The sequence below is a fragment of the Microbacterium yannicii PS01 genome (genome assembly GCF_000304335.1).
Lineage (GTDB): Bacteria > Actinomycetota > Actinomycetes > Actinomycetales > Microbacteriaceae > Microbacterium > Microbacterium yannicii_A.
In genome coordinates this window covers 1-2935 of record NZ_CAJF01000065.1, presented here as the reverse complement: position 1 = coordinate 2935, position 2935 = coordinate 1, and the positions used below count along the sequence as shown (strand labels likewise).

Below are 2935 nucleotides of genomic sequence, written 5' to 3'. Positions count from 1 at the left end.
CTGGGTGGCGGCGCACTCGTGGGAGCACGGCTGGATCGTGCGATACGTCGAGGGGGCGACCGGGGTGACCGGGTACCTGCCCGAGCCGTGGCACCTGCGCTACATCGGCCCTGAGCTGGCCCGGGCGTACCACGACGGCGGATGGACCTCGCTGGAGGAGTTCTTCGGTCTGCCTCCCGCGCCCGACTACGCACTCTGACGGCTTCAGGCGGAACTCGATCCCAGGTTCGGTGAGACTCGATGTCGCCGATCGGCGTAGGATCGAGCCAGCCGCGGCCGAGAAGCGTCGCGGGCTCGACGAGGAGAGAGGTTTCGCCTGCCATGGAGCGCGATATCTACGACGAGGACCACGAGGCGTTCCGCGACGTCGTCAAGGAGTTCATCAAGCGCTACGCGACCAACGAGGCGCGCGAGAGGTGGGACGCAGACGGCGAGATCGACCGCGCGACCATGCGCGCCGCAGGCGAGTCCGGACTGATCGGCCTCTCGGTGCCCGAGGAGTTCGGCGGGGCGGGCATGCTGCAGGATTACCGCTTCCGCACGATCGTCAACGAAGAGGTCATCGGCGCCGGCGCCGGCTCGCTGGCCGGCGCGTTCGGCATCCAGGACGACCTGGCCGTTCCCTACATCGTCCATATGGGCACGCAGGCCCAGAAGGAGAAGTGGCTCCCGGGCATGGCGACCGGCGAGGTGCTCGGCGCCCTCGCGATGACCGAGCCCGGCGCGGGCAGCGATCTGCGCGGCATCAAGACGACCGCGAAGAAGGTCGACGGCGGCTACATCGTCAACGGCGCGAAGACCTTCATCTCCAGCGGCAAGACCGCCGACATCGTGGTCACGTTCGTCAAGACGGGCGAGGGCAATCGTCCCGACGCCTTCAGCCTGCTCATCATCGAGAACGGCATGGAGGGATTCGACCACGGCAAGAAGCTCCACAAGATGGGCTCGCACGGTCACGACACCGCCGAGCTGTCGTTCAGCGACGTCTTCGTCCCCGAAGAGAACCTCATCAGCGGCAAGGAGGGTCAGGGCTTCATCCAGCTCATGATGAATCTTCCGCTCGAGCGCCTGTCGATCGGCATCGCCGCCGCGTCGGCGTCGCAGGCGGCGCTCGCCTGGACGGTCGAGTACACGAAGGACCGCGAGGCCTTCGGCGAGCGGATCATCGACTTCCAGAACACCCGCTTCAAGCTGGCGGATGTCGCGACCACGGTCGACGTCATGTGGGCGTACCTCGACCGGGCGCTGCTGGCCTACAAGGACGGCGCGCTGTCGGCCGAAGAGGCGGCGAAGGTCAAGTTCTGGACCACCGAGCGCGAGTGGGAGATCCTCGACACCTGCGTGCAGCTCCACGGCGGCTACGGCTACATCACCGAGTACCCGATCGCCCGCGCCTTCCTCGACGCCCGCGTCCACCGCATCTACGGCGGCACGAACGAGATCATGCGCGAGATCGTCGGACGCCAGATCGCCGGCAAGCGCTAGTCGATTCCGGATGCCGCGGCTCGAGACTTCTCGGAGGCTAGGGCCCGCGGCATCCGCTCTTCGGACACGCTGCTTCAGCGCGGCAGCGGCGTGCCGGCGAACGGCTTCGGGATGACGGCCGGGTCGTGGGGGCGTGCGGGGCGCTTGCTCGCCATCCGAGCGCGCACGCGTGCCTGGATCTCGGGTCGCTGCAGCGGCTCGGCGGAGAAGCCGTGGCTGACGTACCGCATCGCGACGGCGACCTTCCAGTCCTCGGTGGCCGCCGCGCCGAGCACGCGGCTCTTCGGCGGCAACGGCACCTCGACGCCGTGGACGGTGGTGGCCGGGTAGTGCGCGTCACTGCGGAGGCCCGAGTCGAACACGAAGTCCAGCGTCGTGCGGAACGACTCCTGGATGCGCCCGGCCAGACCTGCGACATCGTCCGAGGCCGCTATCGCGTCGCGCATCGCCAGCGCCTCGACGGCGGCGACGGACATGCCCTGGCCATAGATCGGGTTGAGGGCGAGCACGGCGTCTCCGATCGCCACGAACCCCTCGGGCCGCGAGGCCATGTCTTCCCAGCGGAGTCGGCGCGTCCCCCGGATCTTGAAGGGCTTCGGGTCGCCCACGAACTCGGCTCGGCGAGCCACCTCGGCGACGATCGGAGTCGTTGCACCGCCGAGCTGTGTCAGGAATTCATCGCGATCGGCAGGCGCCCGAGACGCGTTCTGCGCGACGGCGACGATCTGATGCAGGCCATCGTCGCACGGCAGCAGCACCGCCCCTGCGCGGATCGGCGGGCGTTGGCGGGGCGAGGATGCCCCGGATGTCGGCGCGCAACGCGTCAGCCGGAAGCCTCACGACGACGGTCGAGTAGACGATGTCGCTCACGATCTCGTGCTCGGCGGGCGGCTCGTAGCCGAGGCCGGCGATCCACTGTGCGGCGTGCGATGTGCGGCCCGACGAGTCCACGACGAGGTCGGCAGCGATGACCGCGGGCTCGCTCGCGCGCACCGTGACGCCCGTCACGCGGCGGCTGTCGTCCGACGCGTGCAGGCCGGTGACGGTGCCCTGCACGATCGTCACATTCGGGATCGCCCGCACCCGCTCGCGGACGACACTCTCAAGAACGATACGGCGGATGCCGAAGGTCCAGGCCTCGCTCGGGCCGCGGGCCGTCCATCCCTGTGAACTGAAGCTCGCGACATCGCGCGTCGAGTCGAACCATGCCGCCCCGGCATCCGCCCATGCCCTCCCGATCCCGGGAAGGAGTTCTTCGAACGCGTCCTGACCGATCGCGAGCAGCGCGTGCATCTGCTCGCCCTGCGGCACGCCGCGGCGGTGCGTCGGATCGACCGGCAGCTCGTCGCGCTCGACGATCGTGACCCGCGTGAACCGCGGCGCGAGGGCCGCGGCCGACAGGAGGCCGCCGATGCCCGCGCCGATCACCACCGCGTGCTCGAACGCCATG

4 protein-coding genes are annotated in these 2935 nt (G+C 69.3%); 2 read left to right on the top strand and 2 right to left on the bottom strand.

Going from position 1 to position 2935, the window contains the following annotated elements:
• Both WYM_RS20875 and WYM_RS18770 read left to right on the top strand, forming a co-directional pair.
• Window positions 1–199 (top strand): D-alanyl-D-alanine carboxypeptidase family protein (locus WYM_RS20875; RefSeq protein WP_192813777.1); only part of this gene is annotated, 199 nt, incomplete at its 5' end.
• Window positions 200–321: 122 nt separating this feature from the next.
• On the top strand, window positions 322–1485 hold the full coding sequence (locus tag WYM_RS18770) for an acyl-CoA dehydrogenase family protein (protein WP_019182386.1): 1164 nt from the start codon (window positions 322–324) through the stop codon (window positions 1483–1485).
• A gap of 74 nt (window positions 1486–1559) precedes the next feature.
• Here the strand turns inward: WYM_RS18770 and WYM_RS21325 are convergent, their stop codons facing one another.
• The gene (locus WYM_RS21325; RefSeq protein WP_157525377.1) at window positions 1560–2114 is read right to left on the bottom strand and encodes a hypothetical protein; all 555 of its coding nucleotides are present in this window, start codon (window positions 2112–2114) and stop codon (window positions 1560–1562) included.
• Window positions 2115–2160: 46 nt separating this feature from the next.
• The coding region (locus tag WYM_RS22055; RefSeq protein ID WP_019182384.1) for a hypothetical protein at window positions 2161–2935 on the bottom strand (775 nt) is incomplete at its 5' end.